We start from the raw sequence: 23,315 nt of genomic DNA on the forward strand, positions 1-23,315 counted from the left end.
GGCGATCATGGGAACGGCGGGCCCGGCCGTGCCGGGGTGGGCAGGGGTGTCGGCGGTAGGGGTGTGGGCTGCATCTGCGCGGGCGAGTGCACGATGAACGGCTCCGAACCCGGCGTCGGCCCGGGTTCCCGCGGCGCCATCGGCGGCGGTGCGGCAGGCAGGCCCGGCCACAGCGGGGTGCCGTCGTCTGCGTACAGGTCCGCACCGTAGGCCGGGGCCCCCGGATACGGGATCGGTCCGATCGCGGGCCCACCGAACAGGTTGCGGATGCTCGGCGGTTCGGGCACGGCGCGGGTGACCGGAAGGTAGTTGGCATAACCGGGGAACCCGATGCCGGGGTTGGGGCGCCAGTCGAGCCCGGTGCCGAACCCGGTGTTCGTGACGAGGTTGCGCACGGGCCAGTTCTGTGCGACATCGGGCAGCGAGCCGCAACTCGGTTTGCCGCCCGGGCCGCCCTTGGCGCCGACGATCGGCAGGTGGTTGGGGTACTTGTACGGGTCGTCGCCCAGCGTCAGGGCCACGTCCAGCACCAGCGTCCGGCCGTTGCCTCCCGGCGCGTCGTACCCGCCGGTGTCGAGCAGGGTCTTCGCGCCGGTCAGCAGGCAGGTGTATTCCGGGCTGTACTTGTAGAGCAGGTTCGTCGTCGGCTCGAGCACGTTGATCGCCTTGATGAGGTTGGCCTGATTCGGCGCGAGCAGACTGATGCCGCTGTTGGAAAGACCAATGGTGGCCAGCAGCAACGCGTCCAGTTGGCTGGCGCGGCCGGCGATCGTGGTGCTCGTTGTGCTGAGCGCGTCCAACGTGGTCAGGATGGCCGGCGCCGCAACGCTGTACGTGTCGTTGAAATCCCTGAGCGCGCGCAGGTCGGCGGTGATCGTCTCATTCCGCGGATTGAGTTCCAGCAGAACCTGATTCGCGTCGGTGGTGGCCTGGCCGATCTGCTCGCCCTGACCGCGGACACCCTCGGCGAGCGCGAACAGGGTGCTGTTGAGCTTGGCCGGGTCGATCTGCTCGAGCACGTCGACCACGTTCTGGAAAACCGTGTTGGCTTCGACGGTGACGTTGCGCGACCTGATCACCTGACCGGCCTTCAGCTGACCTCTGGGATCGCTGGGGTAGACCAGATCGACGAATTTGGCGCCGAACACCGTGGTGGCCCGGATCTGCGCCTCGACGTTCGCCGGGATGAACTCGATCTTGTCCTTGTCGATCTCGAGCTTCAACGCCACCGGCTCGGAGCCGCCCTGGATGGCAGAAACCCGACCCACCTGGACGCCGCGCAACTTGACCTTGGCGTTCTGTTCCATCACCAGGCCCGACCGGTCGGAGGTCAGCGTGACGGTCTCGGTCCGCTTGAAGGTGCCGAGGAACAGCGAATAGGTCAGCCAGAGCGCGACGACGATCAGGATCACGAGGATCAACGTCCACCAGGCGGGGTGCAGGCCTTCGTCTTTTCCTTCCATCGTCACCCGGCCAGGTTGAAGTTGCCGGATTGGCCATAGACCGCGAGCGAGAGCATGACCAGGACGAAGGCCGAGACGATCAGCGAGGAGCGCACCGCCCGCCCGACGGCCTCCCCCACCCCAGCCGGCCCACCTCGTGCGGTGAAGCCGTAATAGGTGTGCACGAGCATGATGACGACGGACAGAGCGATGCATTGGCCGAAGGACCACATCAGGTCGGTCGGGTTCAGGAACGTCTTGAAGTAATGGTCGTAGACACCCGTCGATTGCCCGTAGATGACGGTGGTGCCGAACCGCGCCGCCCAGAACGCCATCAGCACGCCGACGCAGTACAGCGGGATCACCACGAGGAAGCCCGCGATGACCCGCGTCGAGGCGAGGAACGCGATGCTGCGGATGCCCATCACCTCGAGGGCGTCGATCTCCTCGTTGATTCGCATCGCGCCGAGTTGAGCGGTCGCTCCGGCGCCGATGGTGGCGGACAGCGCGATCGCGGTGGTGGCCGGTGCGATCAGGCGCACGTTGAAGTAGGCCGACACGAATCCCGTCAGGGCCTCCACGCCGAGTTCGGAGAAGTCGCTGTAGCCCTGCACCGCCACCAGTGCGCCCGTGGTGACGGTCAGGAAGCCGACGATCGCGACCGTGCCGCCGATGATGATGAGCGCCCCGGCCCCGAGGCCCATCTGAGCGATGATCCGTATCAGCTCGACCCGGTAGTGGATCAAGACGTAATGGATGGAACGCATGGTGCGGCCGTAGAACTTGGTCTGCATCCCGATGCGGTTCCAGGGGTCGGCCACACTGCGGAACCGGCTCTTCAGCCAGGGGAACTGGGAGTGGGGCCTCGAGACCGTCATAGCGTGATCTTGATCGCTACGGCGGTTGCGACGATGTTGATCGCGAACAGCGCCATGAAGGTGAACACCACGGTTTCGTTCACCGCGTTACCGACACCGGCCGGGCCGCCCCGCACGGAAATCCCTTTGTAACAGGCGATCAGGCCGGCCGAGAGCCCGAACAACGCCGCCTTCACCAGCGCGATGACCACATCGGTGGCCCCGATGATCAGCGTCAGACCGGCTGCGAAGGCGCCCGGCGAGACGTTCTGGATGTAGACGACGAAGAAGTAGGCACCGGAGAGACCGACGAGGATCACGGTGGCGGACAGCGCCAGCGACACGACGGTGGCGGCCAACACCCGGGGAACCACAAGCGCCTGAATGGGATTGACGCCCATCACCCGCAGCGCGTCGAGCTCCTCTCGAATCGTCCGCGCACCCAGATCAGCGCACATGGCTGTGGCGCCGGCACCGGCGACCACCAGAACCGTAACGATGGGCCCGATCTGCCGCACGGTGCCGAGGGCGGCCCCCGTACCCGAAAAGTCCGCGGCGCCGATCTCGCTCAGCAGGATGGTTTCGATGAAGGTCAGCAACACCGTGTACGGAATGGTCAACAGAAGCGTCGGCACGATCGACACCCGCGCGACAAACCAAGCCTGAGCGATCAACTCTCGCCACGCGAAGGGCGGCTTGAACATCTGCACGAACGTGTCGAGCGCCATCGAGTAGAAGCCGCCGAAGGCGCGCACCGGCGTGGCAATTGCGTTGACAGCGACCATCAGTCGGCTCTCATCCGCGTGCACTGCACTGCCATAGCCCGCCGACCTTCCCTGACACCAACAACCCGCGCCCGTGATGGTTGTGGCGCAAGGTTACACACGGGCGGACGCCGGGGAACCGTATATCAAGAATTTGCGGCCGGGCAACAGCACAGCCGGAACCGGGGGGTTCTGTCACAATTCGGGTGTCAAGCGGTGCCCACCGCGTCCTCCAGCTCCGCGATGACGATCTTGCGCATTCCGAGCATCGCCTTGGTCGCAGCCGCAGCACGGGCGGGATCGGGATCGTCGAGCAACTCGTAGAGGCGGTCGGGCACGATCTGCCAGCTAAGGCCGAACCGGTCCTTGAGCCAGCCGCACTGCGATTCCTCGCCGCCGTCGACCAGGCGGTCCCAGTAGTGGTCGACCTCCTGCTGGCCCCGGCAGTGCACCGTGAACGACACGGCTTCGGTGAAGGCGAACGCCGGGCCGCCGTTGATGCCGATGAAGCGGTTGCCGTCGAGCACGAAGGTGCCCGAAACGACGTCGCCGGGAGTGCCGGGTCCGGCGTCGGTGTAGCGGTTGAGCTTCTCGATCGACGAGTTCGGGAAGATCGCCGTGTAGAACCGCGCGGCTTCTTCGAGGTTGTTGTCGAACCAGAGGGAGGGGGTGATTGCAGGCATGCCGGGTAGACCTGTGAGACGGCCGAAAGTCATCGAGGCGTGGGTGGGTCCGCTCCCAGCGCCCGCAGTGCGAAGTCGAGGATGTCGCGTTTCGCCCTGGTCAGGCCGTCGTGGTCGTCGTAGGACTGGGCGATCATGACCCTGCTGATCACCGCGTTGATGGCCATGGCGTCCATCTCGGGCCGGGCCAGCGGGAACGAACCGTCGTCGCGACCGCGGCGCAGGATCTCCACCAGCGAGCGTTCCCGGTCGGCGTGGGCCTGCTCGCGGGTCTCGCGATACCCCCTGGCGGCGCGGACCTCGTCGGAGTCGATCACGGTGAAGTGCTGGCGCGTCCGGTCGTCGTGAATCAACCCGAACATGCCCTCGATCCAGGCTTCGAGTTGGCGGACGGCGTCGCCGGGGTGGCTCTCCAGCACCCGGTTCAGGCGTTCGGCCAGCGCGTCGGTTTCCTTGCGCAGCATCGCAAGGAACAGCTCGTCCTTGGATTCGAAGTGCCGGTAGAAGGCTCGGGTGGACACCCCGGCGCGCTGCAAAATGGCAGCGACGGGGATAGCCCCACTGTGCGGCTCGGACAGGCAGTCGTAGGCAGCGTCGATGATGCACCCGCGATCGTCGTCGGCGGATTCGGCGTGCACGAGAGCAAAGTATATTGACGCGCTCATCAATGAGCCCGGAATCGATGCAAAATCCCCTGCTGAGTAACGTGAGGCGCCGGGGAAAGCCGAGAGGACGTCCGTGACCATTATCGGAAGCCAACCGCAGACCGTCACGTTCCGCGGATCCGAGGACCTCACCCTGGTGGCCGACGAGTGGAACCGCGGCGCGGCCACGGCAGCGGATCGGCCCACCGTGCTGATGCTGCACGGCGGCGGACAGAACCGCTTCTCCTGGAAGAAGACCGGCCAGATACTCGCCGAGCAGGGCCTGCACGTGGTGGCGCTGGACAGCCGGGGGCACGGCGACAGCGATCGGGCGCCGACGGCGGACTACACCGTCGACGCACTGTGCGCGGACACACTCGCGGTGGTCGAGCAGATCGGGCGCCCGGTGGCGCTGATCGGCGCGAGCATGGGCGGTATGACGGGCATGCTGGTCGCCGACGCCGCCGGCCCGGACACGGTGACGAAGCTGGTGCTCGTCGACGTGGTGCCCCGCTACGAGAAGGACGGCAGCGCCCGGATCCGCGAGTTCATGGCCAGTGGCATCGACGGTTTCGAAACGCTGGACGACGCCGCCGACGCGGTCGCCGCCTACCTGCCGCACCGGGAGCGGCCGCGCAGCACGGAGGGACTCAAGAAGAACCTGCGGCGCCGCGGCGGCCGGTGGTTCTGGCACTGGGATCCGGCGTTCCTGACCGCTCCGATGGACGACCCGTTCGTGCGGGTGGAGAAGTTGGAGCACGCGGTGATGAACTTGACCATCCCCATCCTGCTCATCCGTGGAAAGCTCTCCGACGTGGTGAGCGCCGACGGCGTCAAGGACTTCCTGCACAAGGTGCCGCGTGCGGAGTTCGTCGAACTCGCCCAGGCCGGCCATACCGCCGCGGGCGACGACAACGACGCGTTCTCCGAAGTCGTGGTGCAGTTCGTCAGCCGGTGACCGTCGACCGCCGCACCGTCGGCTTCAATTTTGGCCGAGCCCGAGCTGCCTGCGCCCGCGGTCGGTGAGCGGCAGGCCGAGCAGGTCCTGGCCGACCACTACGGCGTCACCGCCCGCGCCACCTCGTTGGGCAGCCAGCAGGACAAGAACTTCCTCGCGACCGCCGCCGACAGCACCGTCATCGGGGTGCTTAAGGTCGCCAATCCCGCGTTCAACGCCACGGAACTGGCAGCCCAGGACACCGCGGCCGAAGCGATCGCCGAGGCCGAGCCGACCCTGCGCATCGCGGTGCCGCTGCCCAACCGCGCGGGTGAGAAGTGCACGCCGGTCGACGGTCTGGTCGACGGCACGGCGTACGTGCGACTGTTGCGCTACCTGCCCGGAGGCACCCTGCTGGACTCGGGATACCTGCCGCCGACCGCCGTCGCAGGCCTGGGCGACGTGGCGGGCCGGGTCAGCCGGGCGCTGGCGGGTTTCACGCATCCCGGGCTGGACCGGGTCCTGCAGTGGGATCTGCGCTACGGCGCCGACGTGGTGGCCCACCTGGTCCCGCACGTCGGCGACGCGGTGCTGCGGGCGCGAATCCAGGCGGCCGCCCGCGCGGCGTGGACGCGGATCGCACCGCGAGCCGACGCATTGCCGCGCCAGGCGGTGCATCTCGACCTCACCGACGCGAACGTGGTGGTGTCGGCCGGCCGGCATCCGGACGGGGTCATCGACTTCGGCGACCTCACCGACAGCTGGGCGGTCTGCGAACTGGCGATCACGGCGTCGTGCGTGTTGGGTCACGCGGGCAGCGGTCCGACGTCGGTGCTGCCCGCCGTCCGTGCCTTCAACAGCATTCGACCCCTGTCCGTCGCGGAGGCCGACGTGCTGTGGCCGCTGCTGGTGCTGCGCACCGCGGTGCTGATCGTCAGCGGTGCGCAGCAGGCGGCCCTCGATCCCGACAACGACTACATCACCGGCCAGTCCGATGACGAGCGCCGGATGTTCGAGCAGGCCACGTCGGTGCCGATGGACGTCATGACCGCGGTGATCAAGGCCGACCTCGGCCTGGCTGATGCCGTGGAAGCCGTTGTGCCACAGGGCCGGTTGGCAAAAGTGGACGCCCACTCGGTGGTGATGCTGGACCTGTCGACCGCGTCGGACCTCTACGACGACGGCCGGTGGCTGACGCCGGGCGTCGAGGACGAGGCGGCCTGCGCCGCGCTGCGTGCCGGCGCGTCGGCCGCGATGACACGCTACGGCACGCCGGTGCTGAGCCGGGCCCCGAGGCTCAGCCAGGAGACCCCCGACGTGGTGGCGACGGGCATGACGGTGTGGTTCGCATCGGACACCGCACTGCTCGCACCGTGGCACGGTGACGTGACGTCGTCGGCCGACGCCGTCACGCTGCGCGGTGCCGACTACGAGGTGACGGTGTCCGGTGCCCGGGTGACCGCGCAGCCCGGAAGGGTCGGCGCCGGTGAGCAGTTGGCGTCGGCGCAATCGCAGCAGCGGATTCAGGTGAGCGTGCGGCCGGTCGGCGCGGCGGTCGCACCGGCGTTCACCTCCGCCGAACTGGCTCCGGGCTGGCTGGCGCTCACGCGCGACCCGCGCCCGCTTGTGGGCCTGTCTCCGCTCATGTCACCGACCGAGCCGGATCTGTTGGCGCGGCGCGACGCGAGTTTCGCTGCGGTGCAGGAGCACTACTACCGGAGTCCCCCGCAATTCGAGCGGGGATGGCGAAACTACCTGCTGTCCACGGCCGGCCGCTGTTACCTCGACATGGTCAACAACGTGACGGTACTGGGTCACGCGCACCCCCGCGTCGCCGACGCCGCCGCCCGCCAACTGCGCAAGCTCAACACCAATTCGCGGTTCAACTACGAGGCGGTCGTCGAGTTCAGCGAGCGGATGGCGGCGACGCTGCCCGATCCGCTGGCCACCGTGTTCCTGGTCAACTCCGGCTCGGAGGCAAGCGATCTGGCGATCCGGCTGGCGACAGCGGCGACGGGCAGACGCGATATGGTCGCGGTGCGCGAGGCGTACCACGGGTGGACCTACGGCACCGACGCCGTGTCGACGTCGATCGCCGACAACCCGAATGCGCTTGCGACGCGGCCGGAGTGGGTGCACACGGTCGAATCGCCGAACAGCTTCCGCGGTAAGTACCGGGGCGCCGATGCGAGTCGGTACGCCGGCGAGGCGGCACGCCAGATCGAGGAGTTGATCGCGGCGGGCCGGCCGCCCGCGGCGTTCATCTGCGAGAGCGTGTACGGCAATGCGGGCGGGCTGGCGCTGCCCGACGGATATCTGAAGCAGGTGTACGCGGCGGTGCGCGCGGGCGGCGGCCTGGCGATCTCTGACGAGGTGCAGGTCGGCTACGGCCGTCTCGGCGAGTGGTTCTGGGGCTTCCAACAGCAGGACGCCGTTCCCGACATCGTGTCGGTGGCCAAGTCGACGGGCAACGGTTATCCGCTCGGAGCGGTGATCACGAGTCGGGCGGTGGCCGAAGGCTTTCGGTCGCAGGGCTACTTCTTCTCGTCGACCGGCGGAAGCCCGTTGTCGTGCGCTATCGGGATCACGGTGCTCGACGTGCTCCGCGACGAGGGGCTGCAGCAGAACGCCAGACGAGTCGGGGCGCACCTGAAGAGCCGGCTGCTCGGGCTGCGCGACAAGCACCCGATCGTCGGGACGGTGCACGGGATCGGGTTGTACCTGGGCGTCGAGATGGTGCGCGACACAGAGACACTCGAGCCGGCCACCGAGGAGACCGCGGCAATCTGCGACCGCATGCTCGAACTGGGCGTGATCATTCAGCCGACCGGTCACCACCAGAACATCTTGAAGACCAAGCCACCGTTGTGCATCGACGCCGAGGGCGCCGACTTCTACGTCGACGCCCTGGATTGTGTGCTGGCCGAAGGCTGGTAGCCCGCTAATCCGCGCGAGCGTGAAACCACTGCGAGAAATCAGCCGAAATCTCGCAGCAGGTTCACACTCGGCGGGCGCGGGCGGCCGCGATGCGCTGAACGATCGTGGCTTCCGTATCCCGCGCCGTCACTCTCACGTCGATCCAGCCCAGTGCGGTGACTTCGTCGAAACGCCGGATGTCGCGGTCGATCTGACTCCTCGTCGACCAGTGATGCTCACCCTCATAGTCAGCGCCCACCTTGATGTCCTCCCAGCCCATGTCCAGCACGGCCACCAGAACGCCGAACTCGTTGCGGACCGGGATCTGCGTCTGGGGCCTTGGGAAGCCGGCGCGGATGAGGAGCAGCCGCAACCACGTCTCGCGCGGTGACTCGGCTCCGCCGTCGACGAGGTCGAGCGCTTGCCGGGCACGCCTGATTCCCCGCCGGCCGGAGTGGCGCTGCACCAGCAACTCGACATCGGCCATCTTGAGGTTCGTCGCGCGAGCGAGAGCATCGATCTTCGCCACGGCGGACTCCATCGGGTATCGGCATGCGAGATCAAGTGCCGTTCGCGCGGGTGTCGTAACCGCCATTCCCGCGACAGTCTCGATCTCGTCGGCAATCAGTCGGTCCGCCCAGGTCGTGATGTGCTGTGGTGGATGACGATTGTCGTAGATCAGCTGCGCGGGCGCCTGGCCGTCGATCCACTTCGCGCCGTGGACGGCCGCTGCGGACTGCCCTGCGATGATTCCGCGGCGCCGCGACCACAGCCAAGCCGATTTCGCACGAGTGGCCGCCGTGAGCTGCGCATCGGCCGCGACGTACACGTCTCGATGAACGGCGACGAACCTGCTTCTCAACGTGTACGGGCTCAACCGACCCGCCGCGACGGCCTCACTCCCGATGAACGGCTCCGCTCCCATGCGGCCAGTTTGGTTTCGACCACCGACAGGTTCACGACTGTGAAACTACGGCGAAAAATCCGGCGAATTTCCGCGACGGTTTCACACTCGCGTATGAATCACGCCAGCAGCGGGACCGCCTCGTCGCGGGCGTCGGTCAGGATTTCGAACATCGCTCGTCGGGTCGCGGTCAACTCTGCGCGCTCGAACGCTTTGCCCGCCAACTGAATCCGGCACGTCGCAATGGCCGAGTTGTAGCAGAACTTCGTCGTGCCGTCGGTGTCGGTGTACGTCAGCCCGATGACATCGGCGGGCTCGGTGACGATCTCGCCCTCGACCATCTGCTCCCCCACCCGGCCGCCGAAGGTCCACGAGAACGGCCGGTAGCGCCCGTGCGTCTGCATACTGCCGAGGATCGAGCGCACCGCGAACTCCTGACCGGCATGGCGGAACACGAACAACGTCGCGCCGGGCAGTAACACCGGACCCACTCTGGCACGGGCTGTGACGATCTCCAGCGACGAGTCGGGGTGTTCGTCGAAACCGCAGACCTGCCCGTACGCGTACGCAGGCGTGTGTCGCGTACCCCAGTTGTGGTTGACGCTGCCGGTCCAGCCGTCGAGCGCCACCCGGATGTCGTCGACTTCGAGCAGCCCGTCGAACCGGGCGAGCGGATGGCGCACCGTCGTCTTCGCCGTCGGGAAGCGCGCTCGGTATGCGCGCTCGGTGAGCAGCTTGACCGGGTCCGCGGAGCCGGGGGTGATCCGAAGGTCCCAGCGCGCCGAGCGGTCGCCACCGGTGACGACGCCCTCGGCCGATTGGTCGTCGAGGAAGGTCGCGCCGATGCGCGCCGTCCACTCGTCGTAGCGGTAGTCGGCCGCGGCGATGGGATAGGGCTCCTTGAGCGCCCGGTTGCCGGCGCCGTCCGGGTCGAAGACCATCACCCACACGTCGGCGACGGGTTCGCCGGCGGTCGGCAGCAGCAGCGTTTCGCGCAGCCACAGTGCCTTCGGCAGGTCAGGGTGGTTGGCGCGGAGGTAGCGACTCTCGTAATACGGGGCCTGCGCGGGCATCACGGGACCAGCATCCAATACTTGACCCGTGATGGGAGCGCAGATCGCGGCTTACGTGTTGGCAGTCGTCGCGGCGGCGGAGGCCGTCGCGCTCGGGATCCTGTGGATCCGCTATACCCGCCAGCGCGACGAACTCCTCGAGGCCCGCAAGCGCGTCGACACCAGGAACATGCTGTTCACCGGTGGCCGTGAGGCCGTCAAGCAGGTGTGGCAGACGGCCAACATCCTGCGCAAGGACGGCCTCGGCGCCGCGGTGCGGTCCTCGATCGAGGACCTCGCCGACTGGGCCGAGGTGGAGCGGCCGGACCTGGCCCGGCTCTCGCCGAGCGGCAAGACGGTGATCCTGTTCTCCGACATCGAGGAGTCGACGGCACTCAACGAGCGCATCGGTGACCGCGCCTGGGTCCGGCTGATCGGCCGGCACGACAAGATGGTGCGCCGACAGGTGAACAAGCATTCGGGTTACGTCGTCAAGAGCCAGGGCGACGGGTTCATGGTGGCGTTCGCCCATCCCGAGCAGGCGGTGCGCTGCAGCATGGACATCCAGCGCTCACTTCGACGGCAGGCCAACGGCTTTCGGGTCCGCATGGGGATTCACATGGGAAGGTCGGTTCGCCGCGGTGACGACCTGTTCGGCCGCAACGTCGCGATGGCCGCCCGGGTCGCCGGCGAGGCCGACGGCGGCGAGGTGCTGGTCAGCGAGGTGGTGCGCGACGCGCTGCGCGAGGCCGACGACATCGCGTTCGACGAGGGCCGCGACGCCGAGCTCAAGGGGTTCAGCGGCGCGCACCGGCTGTACGCAGTCGCGAGCTAACCGTCGGTCGTGTTGGCCTCGGCGACCCGCTGGTGCAGCCGCGCCCGGATGTCGTCGGGGGTGTAGGAGTTTCGCCGTCGCTGGTCGCGCGCGACCAGCACACCGCCCGCCACGACGCCGGCGACTCCGGCCAGCCCGACCCATTTCCAGATGCCCCGCATGGCGGCCAGTCTGCCTAAGCTGCGGGGGTGAAACCAACCACGGTGTCGCTGGAGCGCGCGCTCGACGCGACACGGACCGGTGACCTGTGGCTGTTCCGGGGCCGGTCAGGGCCGGACCGGGCGATCCAGTCGATGACCAACGCGCCGGTCAACCATGTCGGGATGACGATCGCGATCGAGGATCTGCCGCCGTTGATCTGGCACGCCGAACTCGGGGACAAGCTGACCGACTTGTGGACGGGCGACCATCATCGCGGCGTGCAACTCAACGACGCGCGCCTGGCGGTGGAGCGCTGGGTCAACAACTACCACCAGCAATGCTGGCTGCGGCAGTTGATGCCGGAAGCCAGTCGCGAGCAGGAAGATCGCGCGCTCAAAGTGGTGGCGCGGATGGACGGGACACCGTTTCCCAGCACCGCGCGGTTGACCGGCCGCTGGTTTCGCGGCCGCTTCGCCGCCACCGACTTCACCCGCGGAATCCCGTTCGTGCACCGGCGTGTTCGCGATGCGACGCAACGCAGGAAACAGCAGAAGCTACAGGTCGGCCTGGAGACGACGTACTGCGCGGAGACCGTCGCCATCACCTACGAGGAGATGGGGCTGCTGACCACCGAGAAGCACTACAGCTGGTTCGATCCGGGCAAATTCTGGAGCGGCGACGACCTGCCGCTGACACCGGGCCACCGGCTCGGCGCCGAGATCGCCGTGGTGCTGGACTGATTGGCCGCGCTAGAGCCGCGCGAAGCAGGGATTCGCGTCTTCCTTGGGAATCGACGCGTTCTGGCTGGAGAACGTGCCGACGACCCCGATGTCGGTGACCTCGACGCTGTCGGCGTGGATTCCGAGCGGGTAGTTGTCGTTGAGCTTCTTGGTCAGGTCGTTCAGCGCTGTCTGCACAGCATCTTTCGGAAGCGGGCCGACGACGTCGAGCACCTGCAGGTTCAGGTCGCCGTCGGTGACGACGGGCTTGGCGGTCACCCTGTTGTCGCCCGCCTCCAGGATCACGGTGCCGGCGTTCGGGTCGGTGCGCACACCGGTGATCAGGTTGCCCACGCCGGGCAGGTTGGCGGCAACGGTGTCCTTGATGCCCGCCGACTTCCAGCTGAGCGTGGCGTCGAGCGATCCGATGGTCCCTTTCGAGTCCGCGGTCTCCCGCAACCGCACGTCGGCGAGGGTCACTTCCGCCGTCATCCCGTCGGCGCTCTGCACGCGGTCGCCCGCCGTGGTGACCGAGATATTGGTGTAGTGACCGGTGACGTGCTGCCAGAGGAACGGTGGGTTCACGCCGAACGAGATCGACACACCGTCTTCGGTGACGCACTCGGCGACTTCGGTCAGGATGCCGTCGGCGCGGTGCCGTGCGTAGAGTTCGCCACCGGCCAGCCCCCCGGCGAGCAGCGCGACCACGATGACGGCGGTCAGGGCGATCATCTTCTTGTTGAATCCGCGTGCCCGACGCGGCTTTTCGTCGGCACCCGGAGTCGGGCCGAACGTCGGCGGTGGCGGCGGTGCCGGCGGCTGCCGGTACATCTGCTCCGTTGGCCGCGCATCGGCCGGCGAGGGAGGCTTCGGGAAGCGCTGGGTCGGGCCGGTGACCGGCCGAGGATGCTGGCGGATCTGTTCGGTCGGCGGTTCGGGACGCCTCGGCGCTGGCTGCGTCGGTGGCTCGGGCTGCGCAGGCGGCGGCCGTCGCGGCGGCTCGGGCCGGGGTGGCGGTGGCGGTCGGCGCTGCCCCGGGTGGGGTGGCGGCGCACCCCTGCCGCGCCAGTCGGGCTGGCCGGGGCGCTGCGGCGGCTGGGTCACCTGCGCGATTCTGCCCTATCCGGCCCCGATCAGGAGCCACGGAAGGTGGTCTGCCGCCTCGCGAGGTAAGCGGCGAGGTTCTGCAGCGACGAGTTCATCCCGTCCTCGTGGTCCTTGGCGGATACCCCGGGCGGGACATCGTCGGCGCGGAACTCGACCCGGGTGCCACCGTCCACCCTCGAGACGGTCCACGTCATCGTCATCGTGCCGCCGAACGAGGGATCCTTCGAAGCGAAGTCGACCGCTTGCACGACGCGGTCGTCGGGCTCGATCTCGACGAAACGCGCTTCGACCACGTCGGTGTCCGCATCGCTCTTTCCGCCGTCGGCCGGCGGCACCGTGTACGTCAGAACCAGGCGGTACGACCCACCCGGACGGGCGTCGAAGTGCTCGAAGCGACCCGTCATCCCGGACGGCGGCAGCCATTCGACGAGCGCCTGCGGATCGATGAGAGCCTCAAACACACGAGTGAGCGGCGCTTTGACCACCGTTGAGGCGGTATCGGTGCGGGTCATGTCACCAGATTGAACCCGAGCCCGACCCTGCACGGCAGGACTCCGACACTTGCCATGGTTAGACCCATACCCCATTGGGTATAGGCTCGCCCGGGAGGAGGAGTCCAAACACCATGGCGATGCTCGTCAGTCTGCTCTCAGGGGCAGTCATCGGTGTGCTGCTGGGACTGCTCGGGGGCGGGGGATCCATCCTCGCCGTGCCCGCACTGGTCTACATCGTCGGGCTGGACATCAAACAGGCCATCCCGATGTCCCTGATCGCGATCGGTGTCGCTTCCGCTGTCGGCGCACTGCCGAAGCTACGAGCCGGTCATGTTCAGTGGCGCCTGGCGGCGATCTTCGCGACCGCCGGAGTCCCAGCGACGTTCGCCGGGACGGCCATCGGCAGACACCTGTCGCAGTCGGCCCTGCTGATCGGGTTGGCCATCGTGATGGTGGTCGCCGCCTGGCGCATGCTCCGCGATGACGGCGAGACCGGCTCGGCCTGCACCGTCGGCGATTCCGGCATCAACTGGCGGCGGTGCGCACCCCGCTCCATTTCCGCGGGCATCCTCGTCGGCCTGCTCACCGGTTTGTTCGGCGTGGGCGGCGGATTCCTCATCATCCCCGCGTTGGTGCTCGCGCTCGGCGTGGAGATGCCGATCGCCATCGGTACCTCCCTGCTGATCATCGCGGCCAACTCGGCGGCGGGCATCGTGGCCCATCTCAGCGACGCGAGCATCGACTGGTCCATCACCGGCGCGTTCGTCGGTGCGGCGATCGTCACCTCGTTGGTCGCCGGTCATCTCGGCACGAAGATCGAAACCGACCGGCTCCGACGATGGTTCGCCTACCTGGTCTTCGCCGTCGCCGCATACGTCCTTGTCGATACGACCCTGTTGCACTGACCGAAGGAGAACTCATGAACGTATCCATCATCGAAACCTCCGGGCTCGGGGACCGCAGCTACATCGCCGACGAGGACGGCGTCGCGGTCGTCGTCGACCCACAACGCGATATCGACCGTGTCCTCGAGCTCGCCGACGAACTCGGCGTGCGGATAACGCACGTCCTCGAGACCCACCTGCACAACGACTACGTCACCGGCGGTCTCGAACTGTCCCGGGTCACCGGCGCCGAGTACGTCGTGCCCGCCGGCGACGACGTCGACTACCTACGGCGCGCCGTCGCGGACGGCGACATCATCGACGCCGGACCGATGCAGCTGCAGGCCGTCCACACCCCCGGCCACACCCACCACCACATCAGCTACGTGCTTCGCGATCGCGACGGCGCGACGGTCGGGGTGTTCACGGGCGGATCGATGCTGCACGGCACCACGGGGCGCACCGATCTGCTCGGCGAGGAACACACCCAGGAACTCACCCACGCCCAGTTCCGATCCGTTCATCGCCTCGCCGACGAACTGCCCGACGACACACAGGTCTACCCCACCCACGGCTTCGGCAGCTTCTGCTCGGCCACGCCCAGCAGCGGTGACTCCTCGACGATCGCCGAACAGCGCCGGAGCAATCCGGCGCTGACCAAGGACGAGCAGACCTACGTCGACGAACTCATCGCCGGCTTGTCGGCGTACCCCGCCTACTACGCGCACATGGGCGTCATCAACAAGCAGGGACCGCCACCGGTCGACCTCTCCACACCCGAGCCGGTCGACCCGGACGAGCTACGTCGCAGGATCAACGCCGGCGAGTGGGTCGTCGACCTCCGCAACCGCACCGCCTTCGCCGCCGGACACCTCGACGGCACGCTCGCCTTCGAGCTGTCCGACTCGTTCGTGAACTACCTCGGCTGGCTCTACCGCTGGGGCGCTCCGCTGACGCTGATCGGCGACGACAAGCAGCAGATCGTCGACGCCCGCAGGGAGCTCGTGCGCATCGGGGTCGACAACGTCACCGGATCGGCGGTCGGGGAGGTGTCGCGATTCAGCGACGGCGTACCGCTGCGCTCCTATCGAGTCGCCGACTTCGGCGAGCTGGCGGGCGTTCTCGGACGCGACGACCTCGTGGTGCTCGACGTCCGTCAGCACGGTGAGCACGAGGAGGGCCACATCGCCGGCGCCGTCAACATTCCGCTGCATGAGCTCGCCGATCGAATCAACGAGGTGCCTGCCGGCGAAGTCTGGGTGCACTGTGAATCGGGCTACCGATCGTCGATCGCGGCCTCGATGCTCGACCGTGAGCATCGAGACGTCGTCCTCGTCGACGACTCCTTCGACACCGCAAGGGAATTGAAGCTCGCCGAGTAGCGGCTGATCAGTCGGCCTGCTCATCTGAGGGCGGCGCCGTCCTCGATGCGCTACCTGCGGTTGACCCTGACGGCCTCGCGGATCAGGGCTTCGAACGCGTCGGCGTCCAACTCGTCGTCCTCACGCAGATCAATGGCACGCCCCACGGGGGCTTCCAAACTCGCGTTGAACAGGTTGTCCGGATCACTGATGGACGAACCCTTGGCGAAGTTCACCTTGACCTTGCCCTTGTACATCTCCAGCGTGCAGATCAGGCCATCCAACGAGAACGCCGGCACGCCATCAGGGTTGGATGGCTTGCGCCATTTGATCTCCTCGACGACGTCGGGTTCGGCTTGCTTGATCAACGACCGAATCTGCTCGACCCGGCCGATGCGCCAATCTTCGGTCATGCCCCGAATCTACCGACGTTGAGCCGAACTCCACCACGTGTGCAAAGGATCGCTCGTCTTGGGTTGCCGTCTACACGTTGAACCGGAACTCGACCGTGATGCGGCCGTCACTCAAGCGCGGCGGAAAGCGCCTTCGGATCAGGCAAGACTCGTTCTTCGACGAGCTTGCCCCAAGCGATGCGCGTGAACTGCACGCCGCGGTAGACCAACTTGCCGTCTCGCTTTGCCGCATATCGGGTGGCCATACGGGTCGACCACGGGCCGCCCTCGACGAGGATCTCTTCCACCTCAAAACGAATACCTGGAAGGCGGCCGAATAACTCAGTTCGCAACCAGTTCCGCATCGCATCCGCACCCTGCAACTCGGTCGCTAGCGGGTGGTCGCCGAAGTATACGAAGTGCACATCCTTTGCGATGGGGATGTCATCGAAGCGTTGATCGTTCAGCCGGTCCCACAGTGCCAGCGCCTGTTTGCGGACGAACCATCGATACAGCATTACGCGAGCGTAAGCCGGTTCGAAGTGGGATGAAACGAAAAAACCGAGTTCGACTGCCACCGCGATTCGCTAACGCCCGGCGGCCTTGCCGTCTACACGTTGAAGCGGAACTCGACCACGTCGCCGTCGGCCATGACGTAGTCCTTGCCTTCCATCCGCACCTTGCCCGCCGCCTTGGCCGCCGCCATCGAGCCGGCCTCGATCAGGTCCTCGTAGGAGACGATCTCGGCCTTGATGAAGCCCTTCTCGAAATCGGTGTGGATGACCCCGGCCGCCTTCGGCGCGGTGTCACCCTGGTGAATCGTCCACGCGCGGGCCTCCTTCGGGCCCGCCGTGAGGAACGTCTGCAGCTTCAACGTATGAAAGCCGGCCCGCGCCAACGCATCGAGGCCGCGTTCGGTCTGGCCGATCGACTCCAGCAGCTCGGCGGCGGACTCGTCGTCGAGTTCCTGCAGTTCGGCCTCGATCTTGGCGTCGAGGAACACCGCGTCCGCAGGCGCCACCAGATCTCGCAACTCCGCCTTGCGCGCCTCGTCGGTGAGCACCGCCTCGTCGGCGTTGAAGACATAGAGGAACGGCTTGGTGGTCAGCAGGTTCAGCTCGCGCAACGGCGTCGCGTCGATGCCCGCGGCGAACAGCGTCGTGCCGCCGTTGAGGATCTCCTGCGCAGCCGCGGCCGCGTCGTGGGCCGGCCTGCGGTCCTTGTGCGTCCGCGCCTCCTTCTCCAGCCGCGGCAACGCCTTCTCCAGCGTCTGCAGGTCCGCGAGGATCAGTTCGGTCTCGATCACCTCGATGTCGGATTTCGGGTCGATGCGGCCGTCGACGTGCGCGACGTCGTCGTCACTGAACACCCGCACCACTTGGCAAATCGCGTCGCTCTCGCGGATGTTGGCCAGGAACTTGTTGCCAAGCCCCGCGCCCTCGGAGGCGCCCTTGACGATCCCGGCGATATCTACGAAGGTGACCGGCGCATGGACGATCTTTTCCGACTCAAACATTCTGGCGAGTTCGGCCAGTCGCGGATCGGGCAGCGCCACGACACCCTCGTTCGGCTCGATCGTCGCGAACGGATAGTTCGCCGCCAACACGTCATTGCGCGTCAACGCATTGAACAGCGTCGATTTCCCGACGTTCGGCAGTCCGACGATTCCCAGGTTCAGGCCCACAGGGTCCAGAGTCTAGGAGACTGTGACGGGCGCGCCAGCACCGCGCTGACGGCCCTTTCCAGCGAAAGCCGGTACGGTCTACCTGTGTCAGCACAGCGCGCACGGTCGGCGGTGGCCGCCGACCACAGGTCCGCGCATCCCAACCTACCGGGAGTCCCGTGGTGGGGTGCTGTGCTCATCGCCATCACTGCGACGGCGATCGGCTTCGCGTTCGACGCGGGGTCCGGCAGCAAAGAACTGGGCATGGTCTTCGCCGGGTGCTACGCGATCGGCTGCATCGGCGCCGTGCTGGCCGTCCGGCAGGCGGCGGTGTTCACCGCGGTCATCCAGCCACCCCTGATCCTGTTCGCCGCGGTGCCCTCGGCGTACTTCTTGTTCACCGGTGCTCAGTCCAGCGGGCTCAGGGACATCCTGATCAACTGCGGGTATCCGCTGATCGAGCGCTTCCCGCTGATGTTCTTCACGTCGGCGGCCGTGCTGCTGATCGGGATGTTCCGCTGGTACTACGGCGTGTCCGCCCGCCGCGGCGTGTCCCGGGCGACCGACGAGGACGAGCCCACGACGAGCGTCGCGTCGGCGTTGACCGCCAAGATCTCCTCGCTGCTCAGTCGTGATACCGACGACGAGGACAACCAGGAGGTCGTCGAACCGCCGCGGCGCCGGCGCCCCTCCGAGGGCCGCCCGACCCGCTCCACCAGGTCGACGTCGGCTCGCGGCGAGCGTGAGCGCGCGGCCCGCCGCAGCACGCCGTCGCGGTCGCGCCACGTCCGCCCGCCCGAGACCGAGATCATCGAGCCCGTTGCCGAACGGCCGCGCCGGGCGCGCAGCGGCAGGCAACAGCCGTCGTCGGCCGAACCGCGCGAGTCCCGCCAGCCGCGAGAACCCCGCGAGCCGCGCCGCAGGCCCCGCCCGCCGCGCCAGTCGGGTCCACCGCCGTCCGAGCGGCGCAGCGGCTACGACCGCGCCGAACGGCGCCGCCGCTTCGACGACTACGACATCCAGCCGCGAGAGCCCCACGGCCGCAACGGCAACGGGGCTGGCAACGGGACTGGCAACGGGACCGGCAACGGCACGCACCATCCGATCTCACGGGTGCGCTACCGCGGCGAGGAGCACGAGGACCGCGCGGAGTACCGCACGCGACGCCGCACCCCACGGGCGCGCGAGGCCGACAGCTGGGAGTACGACATCTAGCAGCGCGAGCGGGCAGAAAGAAGAATTTCTACGCGCGGGCGGGGCGGATCTCCCGCGGCAGTGCGAACACCAGCGTCTCGTTGGCCGTCGTCACGGGCTGGACGGTGTCGTAGCCGTACTCGGCGAGCCGCTCGAGGACACCGCGCACCAGCACCTCGGGTACCGACGCTCCGGACGTGACGCCGATCGTCGTCACGCCGTCGAGCCACGCGGGATCGATGTCGCCGGCGTAGTCGACGAGGTGGGCGGCATCGGAGCCGGCGCCCAGCGCCACCTCGACGAGGCGGACCGAGTTCGACGAGTTGCGCGAGCCCACGACGATCACCAGCTCGCACTCCGGCGCCATCGCCTTGACCGCGACCTGGCGGTTCTGGGTGGCGTAGCAGATGTCGTCGCTGGGCGGATCCTGCAGCGTGGGGAACTTCTCGCGCAGCCGGCGCACGGTCTCCATCGTCTCGTCGACGCTCAGCGTGGTCTGCGACAGCCAGATGACCTTGCTCTCGTCGCGCACGGTCACGTCGTCGACCGCGTCAGGGCCGTCGACGAGCTGAACATGGTCGGGTGCCTCCCCCGCGGTGCCGATGACCTCCTCGTGGCCCTCGTGGCCGATCAGCAGGATGTCGTAGTCGTCGCGGGCGAACCGCTTGGCCTCGTTGTGCACCTTGGTCACCAGCGGGCAGGTGGCGTCGATGACCTTGAGGTCACGTTCCTTGGCGTTGACGTGCACCGTCGGCGCGACCCCGTGGGCGGAGAACACCACGATCGCGCCCTCGGGCACCTCGTCGGTCTCGTCGACGAAGATGGCGCCCGCCTCGGCCAGCGTCTCGACGACGTGGCGGTTGTGCACGATCTCGTGGCGCACGTAGACCGGGGCGCCGTGCTTCTCCAGCGCGCGCTCCACGGTCTCGACGGCACGGTCCACCCCGGCGCAGTACCCGCGCGGCTCGGCGAGCAGCACCCGTTTGCCGGTGACACCCCCGGTGACCGAGCTGGAGGCGCCCGGGATCCCCATGTTGATAGTCGGCGGCATGACTCCCAGGGTACGCACAGTGCCGTTCCTCGGCCCTGCCGTACCAGCGCAGAGGCCGCCCGTAGGCTGGGGCCCATGGCTACTGCACCGTATGGGGTCCGTCTGCTGGTTGGCGCGGCGGTGACCGCCATCGAGGAAACCCGCAAGCTTCCGCAGACCATCCTGATGTATCCGATGACCATCGCCAGTCAGGTCGCGCACCTCGTGATGAAGATGCAGCAGGACGTCGCCGACCTGGTCATCAAGGGCGACGAGACGCTCGAGGCGTTGTTCCCGCCGAAAGACGAGCAGCCCGAGTGGGCCACCTTCGACGAGGACCTCGACGGCGGTGCGTCCGTGACGCCGATCGGCGAGGGCGAGCGCATGACCGAGGGCCGCTTCGCGCTCTTCAGCAACGGCGAGCCGGCGGCCCCCGCCGAGCGCCAGGACGACGACGCCCCCGCCGTTTCCGAGACGCCCGAGATCGTCACCGAGTTGGACTACGAGTCGCTCACGCTGGCTCAGCTGCGGGCGCGGCTGAACACGCTGCGGGTCGCAGACCTCGAAGCGCTGTTGGCCTACGAAGAGGCCACCAAGCAACGCGCGCCGTTTCAGACGCTGCTCGCCAACAGGATCACCCGCGCGTCGGCGAAGTGACGACCCCGGCGGGCCGGGCAGATGACTGACGTGGAGCCGGGCAAGTCCCCGGACAACCCCTGGCCGGTGCGGGCCGTCGCCACCCGCGTCGCGAAGTACATCGACCGGCTCGGCACCGTGTGGGTGGAGGGTCAGCTGACCGAGCTGAAGCTGCGCCAGTCCACCGCATGGATGGTGCTGCGCGACCCCGCCGCCGATATGTCGCTGTCGGTGAGCTGTCCGCGCGATCTGGTCGCCAACGCGCCCGTCCCGCTGACCGAGGGCACGCAGGTGCTCATGCACGGCAAGCCGCAGTTCTACACCCGTAACGGCTCGTTCAGCCTGCGCATCTACGAGATCCGCGCCGTCGGGCTCGGTGAGCTGCTGGCCCGCATCGAGCGGCTGCGCCGCCTGCTCGACGCCGAGGGCCTGTTCGACCCACGGCTCAAGCGGCCGCTGCCCTTCCTCCCGCGCACCGTCGGGCTGATCACCGGCCGCGCCAGTCACGCCGAACACGACGTCGTCACGGTCGCTCGAGATCGCTGGCCCGCAGTGCATTTCGCGATACGCAACACCGCGGTGCAGGGCGCCAACACCGTCGCGCAGGTGGTCGAGGCGCTGCGCGAGCTCGACGGCGACCCCGAGGTGGACGTCATCGTGATCGCCCGCGGTGGGGGCAGTGTCGAGGACCTGTTGCCGTTCTCCGACGAGACGCTGTGCCGGGAGATCGCCAAGTGCACCACCCCGGTGGTCAGCGCGATCGGCCACGAGCCGGACAACCCGTTATGCGATCTCGTCGCCGATCTGCGCGCCGCGACACCGACGGACGCCGCGAAGCGGATCGTGCCCGACGCGGCGGCCGAGCAGGCGTTGATCACCGACTTGTGCCGGCGCGGCGGCCGCGCGCTGCGCAACTGGGTGCACCGCGAGGAACGCATCATCGACCAGTTGCGCACCAGGCCGGTGCTGGCCCAGCCATTGACCGCGATCGCCGCGCGGTCCGAGGAGATCCACCGCGCCCGCGCCGCGACCCGACGCGACATCACCCGGTTGGTGGCCGTCGAGACCGACCGCATCGGCCATCTGTCGGCCCGGTTGTCCACACTGGGGCCGGCGGCGACCCTCGCGAGGGGCTACGCCGTGGTGCAGACCATGCCGACCGGGGCCGTGCTGCGTACGACGGCCGACGCCCCGGCGGGTGCCCGACTGCGGGTGCGGGTGGCCGACGGCGCAATAACGGCGGTCAGCGAGGGGCCGGAAGGAACAGCTCAGTGAAGCCCATTAGTGAATTAGGCTACGAGGAAGCACGCGACGAGCTGGTCTCCGTCGTTCAGCAGCTCGAACAGGGCGGGCTGGACCTCGATGCGTCGCTGAAACTGTGGGAGCGAGGCGAGGAACTCGCGAAACGCTGCGAAGAACACTTAGCTGGAGCCCGTAAGAGGGTCGAGGATGCGCTGGCCGCCAAGGATCCCGAAGGAAGCTGATCCGGCAACGACCTTCGCGTCAGGGGGTCGAAACTGTAACACGTTTCAGTTATGCTGCACGGCATGGGTGACTCAACGCTGACCGCCGCGCTGGGCCGGGTGCTCGTCACGGGCGGGTCCGGATTCGTCGGTGCCAACCTGGTGACGGAACTGCTCGAGCGCGGACACGAGGTGCGCTCATTCGACCGTGCCCCGTCTCCGCTGCCCGCGCATCCGCACCTCGAGGTGCTCGAGGGCGACATCTGCGATCCCGAGACGGTCGCCGCCGCGGTCGCCGGGATCGACACCGTGTTCCACACCGCCGCGATCATCGACCTCACGGGCGGGGGCGCCGTGAGCAGGGAGTCCCGGGAGCGCAGTTTCGCGGTCAACGTCACCGGGACCGAGAACCTCGTGCGGGCGGCACGGGCCGCGGGCGCGCAGCGCTTCGTCTACACCGCGTCCAACAGCGTGGTGATGGGCGGCAAGCGCATCGCGGGCGGCGACGAAACCCTGCCTTACACTGAGCGGTTCAACGACCTTTACACCGAGACCAAGGTCGTCGCCGAGAAGTTCGTGCTCTCGCAGAACGGCGTCGATGGGCTGCTGACGTGTTCGATCCGGCCCAGCGGCATCTGGGGCCGCGGCGACCAGACCATGTTCCGCAAGGTGTTCGAGAGCGTGCTCGCCGGCCACGTCAAGGTGTTGGTCGGCAGCAAGAACGTCAAGCTCGACAACTCCTACGTGCACAACCTGATCCATGGGTTCATCCTGGCCGCGCAACACCTGGTGCCCGGTGGCACTGCGCCGGGCCAGGCGTACTTCATCAACGACGGCGAGCCGATCAACATGTTCGAGTTCTCCCGGCCCGTTGTGGAGGCGTGCGGCCAGAAGTATCCGAAGATCCGGGTGCCTGGCCGGCTGGTGTGGTTCGTCATGACCGTCTGGCAGTGGCTGCACTTCCGCTTCGGCCTGCCCAAGCCGATGATCGAACCACTTGGCGTGGAACGGCTTTACCTGGACAACTACTTCTCCATCGCCAAGGCCGAGCGCGACCTGGGATACCGGCCGCTGTTCACCACCCACGAGGCGATGGACCACTGCCTGCCCTACTACGTCGACCTGTTCGATCAGATGAAGAACGCGCCGAAGGAACCCGCCGTCAGCGTCACCTCGACTCCGCCGGAGGGCTGACGT

25 protein-coding genes are annotated in these 23,315 nt (G+C 67.7%); 11 read left to right on the forward strand and 14 right to left on the reverse strand.

Translation table 11 applies throughout. The features are described from left to right. Positions 1-5: 5 nt before the first annotated feature. The 5 genes from ABGB19_RS05545 to ABGB19_RS05565 form a co-directional block, all read right to left on the reverse strand. Complete coding sequence (locus ABGB19_RS05545; RefSeq protein ID WP_347685632.1) at positions 6-1,463, reverse strand: MCE family protein; 1,458 nt, start codon at positions 1,461-1,463, stop codon at positions 6-8. A gap of 2 nt (positions 1,464-1,465) precedes the next feature. Further along, a complete protein-coding gene (locus tag ABGB19_RS05550) occupies positions 1,466-2,320 on the reverse strand; it encodes an ABC transporter permease (RefSeq protein ID WP_347684895.1) in 855 nt (284 codons plus the stop codon). Beyond that, positions 2,317-3,084 (reverse strand): ABC transporter permease, encoded by a 768-nt coding sequence (locus ABGB19_RS05555; RefSeq protein WP_347684896.1) that lies wholly within the window; start codon positions 3,082-3,084, stop codon positions 2,317-2,319. Before ABGB19_RS05555 ends, ABGB19_RS05550 begins: the two co-directional genes overlap by 4 nt. 188 nt (positions 3,085-3,272) lie before the next feature. Continuing rightward, the gene (locus ABGB19_RS05560; protein ID WP_347684897.1) at positions 3,273-3,746 is read right to left on the reverse strand and encodes a VOC family protein; all 474 of its coding nucleotides are present in this window, start codon (positions 3,744-3,746) and stop codon (positions 3,273-3,275) included. Positions 3,747-3,775: 29 nt separating this feature from the next. Further along, a complete protein-coding gene (locus ABGB19_RS05565; RefSeq protein ID WP_347684898.1) occupies positions 3,776-4,384 on the reverse strand; it encodes a TetR/AcrR family transcriptional regulator in 609 nt (202 codons plus the stop codon). A 100-nt stretch (positions 4,385-4,484) separates the two neighbouring features. On the opposite strand from ABGB19_RS05565, the gene ABGB19_RS05570 reads away from it, so the two are divergent. Both ABGB19_RS05570 and ABGB19_RS05575 read left to right on the forward strand, forming a co-directional pair. Then, a complete protein-coding gene (locus ABGB19_RS05570; protein WP_347684899.1) occupies positions 4,485-5,348 on the forward strand; it encodes an alpha/beta hydrolase in 864 nt (287 codons plus the stop codon). Positions 5,349-5,378: 30 nt separating this feature from the next. Continuing rightward, entirely contained in the window at positions 5,379-8,264 is a 2,886-nt protein-coding gene (locus ABGB19_RS05575) for an aminotransferase (protein ID WP_347684900.1), read from the forward strand. Between the two features lie 61 nt (positions 8,265-8,325). On the opposite strand, the gene ABGB19_RS05580 is transcribed toward ABGB19_RS05575, so the two are convergent. Together ABGB19_RS05580 and ABGB19_RS05585 are read right to left on the reverse strand one after the other, a co-directional pair. Next, complete coding sequence (locus ABGB19_RS05580; RefSeq protein WP_347684901.1) at positions 8,326-9,168, reverse strand: hypothetical protein; 843 nt, start codon at positions 9,166-9,168, stop codon at positions 8,326-8,328. A gap of 98 nt (positions 9,169-9,266) precedes the next feature. Next, positions 9,267-10,220: a hypothetical protein gene (locus ABGB19_RS05585; RefSeq protein WP_347685633.1), complete on the reverse strand. Its 954-nt coding sequence runs from the start codon at positions 10,218-10,220 to the stop codon at positions 9,267-9,269. A 31-nt stretch (positions 10,221-10,251) separates the two neighbouring features. On the opposite strand from ABGB19_RS05585, the gene ABGB19_RS05590 reads away from it, so the two are divergent. Beyond that, positions 10,252-11,034 (forward strand): adenylate/guanylate cyclase domain-containing protein, encoded by a 783-nt coding sequence (locus ABGB19_RS05590; RefSeq protein WP_347685634.1) that lies wholly within the window; start codon positions 10,252-10,254, stop codon positions 11,032-11,034. Here ABGB19_RS05590 and ABGB19_RS05595 read toward each other — a convergent pair. Beyond that, positions 11,031-11,195, reverse strand: coding sequence for a hypothetical protein (locus ABGB19_RS05595; RefSeq protein ID WP_347684902.1), 165 nt, complete (start codon positions 11,193-11,195; stop codon positions 11,031-11,033). The two genes, ABGB19_RS05590 and ABGB19_RS05595, sit on opposite strands and share 4 nt — an antisense overlap. A gap of 42 nt (positions 11,196-11,237) precedes the next feature. Here ABGB19_RS05595 and ABGB19_RS05600 point away from each other — a divergent pair, with 42 nt between their 5' ends. Further along, positions 11,238-11,915: a guanylate cyclase gene (locus ABGB19_RS05600; RefSeq protein WP_347685635.1), complete on the forward strand. Its 678-nt coding sequence runs from the start codon at positions 11,238-11,240 to the stop codon at positions 11,913-11,915. 9 nt (positions 11,916-11,924) lie between these two features. Here ABGB19_RS05600 and ABGB19_RS05605 read toward each other — a convergent pair whose 3' ends face one another. Both ABGB19_RS05605 and ABGB19_RS05610 read right to left on the reverse strand, forming a co-directional pair. Continuing rightward, the gene (locus ABGB19_RS05605; protein WP_347684903.1) at positions 11,925-12,998 is read right to left on the reverse strand and encodes a DUF2993 domain-containing protein; all 1,074 of its coding nucleotides are present in this window, start codon (positions 12,996-12,998) and stop codon (positions 11,925-11,927) included. Positions 12,999-13,027: 29 nt separating this feature from the next. After that, the gene (locus ABGB19_RS05610; protein WP_347684904.1) at positions 13,028-13,513 is read right to left on the reverse strand and encodes an SRPBCC family protein; all 486 of its coding nucleotides are present in this window, start codon (positions 13,511-13,513) and stop codon (positions 13,028-13,030) included. 113 nt (positions 13,514-13,626) lie between these two features. Here ABGB19_RS05610 and ABGB19_RS05615 point away from each other — a divergent pair, with 113 nt between their 5' ends. Together ABGB19_RS05615 and ABGB19_RS05620 are read left to right on the forward strand one after the other, a co-directional pair. Then, positions 13,627-14,400, forward strand: a complete 774-nt coding sequence (locus tag ABGB19_RS05615; RefSeq protein ID WP_347684905.1) for a sulfite exporter TauE/SafE family protein — start codon at positions 13,627-13,629, stop codon at positions 14,398-14,400. Positions 14,401-14,414: 14 nt separating this feature from the next. Next, entirely contained in the window at positions 14,415-15,761 is a 1,347-nt protein-coding gene (locus ABGB19_RS05620; protein WP_347684906.1) for an MBL fold metallo-hydrolase, read from the forward strand. A 50-nt stretch (positions 15,762-15,811) separates the two neighbouring features. Here ABGB19_RS05620 and ABGB19_RS05625 read toward each other — a convergent pair whose 3' ends face one another. The 3 genes from ABGB19_RS05625 to ychF all read right to left on the reverse strand — a co-directional run bounded on the left by ABGB19_RS05625 (position 15,812) and on the right by ychF (position 17,816). After that, entirely contained in the window at positions 15,812-16,153 is a 342-nt protein-coding gene (locus ABGB19_RS05625) for a DUF1801 domain-containing protein (RefSeq protein WP_347684907.1), read from the reverse strand. 107 nt (positions 16,154-16,260) lie between these two features. Next, entirely contained in the window at positions 16,261-16,650 is a 390-nt protein-coding gene (locus tag ABGB19_RS05630) for a nuclear transport factor 2 family protein (protein WP_347684908.1), read from the reverse strand. Between the two features lie 92 nt (positions 16,651-16,742). Then, entirely contained in the window at positions 16,743-17,816 is a 1,074-nt protein-coding gene (ychF, locus tag ABGB19_RS05635; protein WP_347684909.1) for a redox-regulated ATPase YchF, read from the reverse strand. Positions 17,817-17,900: 84 nt separating this feature from the next. On the opposite strand from ychF, the gene ABGB19_RS05640 reads away from it, so the two are divergent. Next, complete coding sequence (locus ABGB19_RS05640; protein WP_347684910.1) at positions 17,901-19,010, forward strand: DUF6542 domain-containing protein; 1,110 nt, start codon at positions 17,901-17,903, stop codon at positions 19,008-19,010. A 28-nt stretch (positions 19,011-19,038) separates the two neighbouring features. On the opposite strand, the gene ABGB19_RS05645 is transcribed toward ABGB19_RS05640, so the two are convergent. Next, a complete protein-coding gene (locus ABGB19_RS05645; RefSeq protein ID WP_347684911.1) occupies positions 19,039-20,040 on the reverse strand; it encodes a 4-hydroxy-3-methylbut-2-enyl diphosphate reductase in 1,002 nt (333 codons plus the stop codon). Between the two features lie 75 nt (positions 20,041-20,115). Here ABGB19_RS05645 and ABGB19_RS05650 point away from each other — a divergent pair, with 75 nt between their 5' ends. The 4 genes from ABGB19_RS05650 to ABGB19_RS05665 are packed head-to-tail and all read left to right on the forward strand — an operon-like array spanning position 20,116 to position 23,312. Then, positions 20,116-20,676, forward strand: coding sequence for a lipid droplet-associated protein (locus ABGB19_RS05650; protein WP_347684912.1), 561 nt, complete (start codon positions 20,116-20,118; stop codon positions 20,674-20,676). 21 nt (positions 20,677-20,697) lie between these two features. Beyond that, on the forward strand, positions 20,698-21,930 hold the full coding sequence (gene xseA / locus ABGB19_RS05655) for an exodeoxyribonuclease VII large subunit (RefSeq protein WP_347684913.1): 1,233 nt from the start codon (positions 20,698-20,700) through the stop codon (positions 21,928-21,930). Further along, positions 21,927-22,139 (forward strand): exodeoxyribonuclease VII small subunit, encoded by a 213-nt coding sequence (locus ABGB19_RS05660; RefSeq protein ID WP_347684914.1) that lies wholly within the window; start codon positions 21,927-21,929, stop codon positions 22,137-22,139. The genes xseA and ABGB19_RS05660 overlap by 4 nt, the downstream gene beginning before the upstream one ends. Positions 22,140-22,190: 51 nt before the next feature. Continuing rightward, positions 22,191-23,312, forward strand: coding sequence for an NAD-dependent epimerase/dehydratase family protein (locus ABGB19_RS05665; protein ID WP_347684915.1), 1,122 nt, complete (start codon positions 22,191-22,193; stop codon positions 23,310-23,312). The last annotated feature ends 3 nt before the right edge of the window (positions 23,313-23,315 follow it).

Origin of the sequence: Mycobacterium sp. B14F4 (assembly GCF_039871645.1) — a bacterium.
GTDB lineage: Bacteria > Actinomycetota > Actinomycetes > Mycobacteriales > Mycobacteriaceae > Mycobacterium.

Bases quoted from the DNA above. Each gene is read 5' to 3' on its own strand.
- ABGB19_RS05560 (WP_347684897.1), bottom strand. From the start codon at position 3,746: ATGCCTGCAATCACCCCCTCCCTCTGGTTCGACAACAACCTCGAAGAA.
- ABGB19_RS05650 (WP_347684912.1), top strand. From the start codon at position 20,116: ATGGCTACTGCACCGTATGGGGTCCGTCTGCTGGTTGGCGCGGCGGTG.
- ABGB19_RS05665 (WP_347684915.1), top strand. From the start codon at position 22,191: ATGCTGCACGGCATGGGTGACTCAACGCTGACCGCCGCGCTGGGCCGG.
- ABGB19_RS05595 (WP_347684902.1), bottom strand. From the start codon at position 11,195: ATGCGGGGCATCTGGAAATGGGTCGGGCTGGCCGGAGTCGCCGGCGTC.
- ABGB19_RS05555 (WP_347684896.1), bottom strand. From the start codon at position 3,084: ATGGTCGCTGTCAACGCAATTGCCACGCCGGTGCGCGCCTTCGGCGGC.
- ABGB19_RS05645 (WP_347684911.1), bottom strand. From the start codon at position 20,040: ATGCCGCCGACTATCAACATGGGGATCCCGGGCGCCTCCAGCTCGGTC.
- ABGB19_RS05580 (WP_347684901.1), bottom strand. From the start codon at position 9,168: ATGGGAGCGGAGCCGTTCATCGGGAGTGAGGCCGTCGCGGCGGGTCGG.
- ABGB19_RS05620 (WP_347684906.1), top strand. From the start codon at position 14,415: ATGAACGTATCCATCATCGAAACCTCCGGGCTCGGGGACCGCAGCTAC.
- ABGB19_RS05615 (WP_347684905.1), top strand. From the start codon at position 13,627: ATGGCGATGCTCGTCAGTCTGCTCTCAGGGGCAGTCATCGGTGTGCTG.
- ABGB19_RS05590 (WP_347685634.1), top strand. From the start codon at position 10,252: ATGGGAGCGCAGATCGCGGCTTACGTGTTGGCAGTCGTCGCGGCGGCG.
- xseA (WP_347684913.1), top strand. From the start codon at position 20,698: ATGACTGACGTGGAGCCGGGCAAGTCCCCGGACAACCCCTGGCCGGTG.
- ABGB19_RS05545 (WP_347685632.1), bottom strand. From the start codon at position 1,463: ATGGAAGGAAAAGACGAAGGCCTGCACCCCGCCTGGTGGACGTTGATC.
- ABGB19_RS05625 (WP_347684907.1), bottom strand. From the start codon at position 16,153: ATGACCGAAGATTGGCGCATCGGCCGGGTCGAGCAGATTCGGTCGTTG.
- ABGB19_RS05630 (WP_347684908.1), bottom strand. From the start codon at position 16,650: ATGCTGTATCGATGGTTCGTCCGCAAACAGGCGCTGGCACTGTGGGAC.
- ABGB19_RS05610 (WP_347684904.1), bottom strand. From the start codon at position 13,513: ATGACCCGCACCGATACCGCCTCAACGGTGGTCAAAGCGCCGCTCACT.
- ABGB19_RS05550 (WP_347684895.1), bottom strand. From the start codon at position 2,320: ATGACGGTCTCGAGGCCCCACTCCCAGTTCCCCTGGCTGAAGAGCCGG.
- ABGB19_RS05585 (WP_347685633.1), bottom strand. From the start codon at position 10,220: ATGCCCGCGCAGGCCCCGTATTACGAGAGTCGCTACCTCCGCGCCAAC.